This is a genomic window from Paenibacillus sp. Y951 (genome assembly GCF_056786395.1).
In genome coordinates, this window is the sequence record NZ_JBXCIY010000056.1 from 1 (window position 1) to 2573 (window position 2573).

Annotated in this window: 3 protein-coding genes; all 3 read left to right on the plus strand. The window is 36.3% G+C overall.

Translation table 11 applies throughout. The features are described from left to right. The first annotated feature begins 281 nt into the window (after positions 1-281). The 3 genes from AC1TPB_RS24700 (at position 282) to AC1TPB_RS24710 (ending at position 2493) form a co-directional block, all read left to right on the plus strand. Positions 282-725, plus strand: coding sequence for an N-acetyltransferase family protein (locus AC1TPB_RS24700; protein WP_482078924.1), 444 nt, complete (start codon positions 282-284; stop codon positions 723-725). Between the two features lie 378 nt (positions 726-1103). After that, positions 1104-1544 (plus strand): hypothetical protein, encoded by a 441-nt coding sequence (locus tag AC1TPB_RS24705; protein WP_482078925.1) that lies wholly within the window; start codon positions 1104-1106, stop codon positions 1542-1544. 676 nt (positions 1545-2220) lie between these two features. Next, a complete protein-coding gene (locus AC1TPB_RS24710) occupies positions 2221-2493 on the plus strand; it encodes a hypothetical protein (protein ID WP_482078926.1) in 273 nt (90 codons plus the stop codon). The last annotated feature ends 80 nt before the right edge of the window (positions 2494-2573 follow it).

Below are 2573 nucleotides of genomic sequence, written 5' to 3' on the forward strand. Positions count from 1 at the left end.
GTGTAAAACTGGTTCCAAACATTGCAAAATCTATCATAGAGTATGCAAATAATAAAAGAAATATAGAATTAATTGAAGACCATATTGTAGGAGTAACCGAAGAAGACGCTAACTTCTTATAACACCGTATTCACGCAGCGGCTCCGCCTTGGTCACTTTGATGCTTTTGGCAGAAGTAGCAGGTTCAGTGACAACTTCCTGCGGAAGTTCGTGAATACAAGAACGTTATGCGAAAGATCGAAGTACATTTTGAAATCTTTTTTTGAAAGGACAATTTTCTTATGAGCCTGAAACTCTTAAAAGCAGTTGATAAGGATCTAACATTTCTTGCACGAATGAATAAAAGCTTAATTGAAGATGAGGGTAGTCTAAACCCAATGACAATAGAGAAATTAGAAGAACGCATGAGAAGCTGGCTCTTTTCTAATTGGAATATTGATTTAATGACTAAAGACTCAGAAATTATAGGATATGCTGTTTATCAATTTAGACAAAATCAATATAAAAACACAGAGGAAGAAGTTTTCTTGAGACAATATTTTATTAGACCAGAATTCAGACGACAAGGCTTAGGAATTCAGGGAATAAGTCTACTGAAAACAAATCGATTTAAGAACATAAAAACGATAATTATAGATGTGTTAGTAGGAAATCAAAGAGGAATTAATTTTTGGAACAAGGTCGGATTTGAAAAGCATATCATAACGATGAAAACCTCTAATTAGAGCTTTGAAAGTAATGCAATGATCCATCGAATAACACCGTATTCACGCAGCGGCTCCGCCTTGGTCACTGTGATGCTTTTGGCAGAAGTAGCCGATTCATGTGACAACTTTCTGCGCAAGTTCGTGAATACCTGAACGTTATACGCAACCCCTTTGAGAATGTTAACCCATGAAACCAATTAACAACAAATAATAAATATAGGTGAAAGAATACATTTACAAAGTAGCAGTTGAAAACCAGGATGAACGGAATATTAGAAGGTGTACCCTATAACAATAAATACCCACATCTTAGTTATGCTTCTTGTTCATCAAGAGAAATATCGGAGAAGTGGTACAAACTAAGGAATATTTCTATTACGCGAAAGAGAGGATCAAATGAATTATTATTTTGGTTTTTCATGGAAGGGTCTATTAATCTTTTTATTGCCAATGATACCAAATATATTTTATTTTTTAATTCCTGCGTCAGATATATTAGGAAACAATGCAAATAGCCATTTGATTTTGGATGTTTTGGAGCACGGAAGTCAGGCGATATTTTTCTTTCTTCTGATATTTGTTATAAGAAAACAAGCATCTGAAATACGATGTCCGTATACAATTGGTATGGCAATAATGTTGATTTTTTATTATGGGCTATGGATATTGTATTTTATAGGCAACGCAAACTCGGTTATTTTTCTTTGGATGGCTGTTCTTCCGGTAGTATATTTTATATTGGCTGAAATTTGGCTTCATAATTATCTGGCTATTATACCAACAGTACTTTTTGGTATTGTGCATGTCATTAATACATATTTGTCTATTGCGAATTAAAGGGAGGACAACAATCCCCTTAAATTATGATAGTGCGTTCAGCATGGATGCTATATCTAGGATTAAGTCCCGAATGGTGAAGGTAGAAGTAAGCCATAGCTTAAGGCAAGGGTGTCCAACGTGAGCAGGAATCTGAATGTAGCCGTCGGCAAATCTCCGGTTCGAGGAACACGAAAGTAAATGAGGGGGGACCTTTCCTATGCGGAAACGGATTTGATAGGACCAAAAGATAGAACCCAAAGATAAAACGCGTAAAGACATATTAAATACATAAAACACACAAGACATATATGGAGGTGGAATCGAAGAAGAAGGGGCAGCGTATAACAATGCATTTTTGCTTCGTCGCTGACGCTTCTTGGTCTCCAAGAGGTATTTCGGAGAAGTGGAATCAGGCGACACATCCAACTGGCTAAGTGGCAGAGCCACCCGGACCTTCGGTCCTTAAGCCGTTTGGACGTCAGAAATGCGCAACGATATGTGAAACATCTGGATCGGTAAAAACATATAAATACAAGTGCTAATAAAAGCAAACAGAAGTAGCAACAATACTAGATCGTATCTCGTTGTAGTAAGTAGAAACGATTATCAAATCTAATTACAAGAATAATTAGCTTCATCTTCGCACCATGAACCGCACCAGTTGTAGGTCCAACTATAATGTCAGACAACCCAGATGAAAACCATAAATCAAAATAGAATGAACAGAACCTTAAGGGAAAAAAGCAATATAGATGAAGTCATTAAGACATATAAAAATGATAGCATGGCGACATTTAAGTTTGTGAAGTATTTCAAGAAGTCAGATGCATCACATATCACCGTATTCACGCTGCGGGCATGCGTCCTTGGTCACTTTGATGTTATTGGCAGAAGTAGCAGATTCAGTGACAACTTCCTGCGGAAGTTCGTGAATACAAGAACGTTAGCTGAAATTGATGATATATAAAATTAAAAATCGGAGGGAATCAATATGTCATTTAAAGATGCATTTTTTACTTTTCCTATTCTTGAAACTGAAAGGTTTAT

Coding starts and splice junctions, on each gene's coding strand:
- AC1TPB_RS24700 (WP_482078924.1), top strand. CDS start 282: ATGAGCCTGAAACTCTTAAAAGCAGTTGATAAGGATCTAACATTTCTT.
- AC1TPB_RS24705 (WP_482078925.1), top strand. CDS start 1,104: ATGAATTATTATTTTGGTTTTTCATGGAAGGGTCTATTAATCTTTTTA.
- AC1TPB_RS24710 (WP_482078926.1), top strand. CDS start 2,221: ATGAAAACCATAAATCAAAATAGAATGAACAGAACCTTAAGGGAAAAA.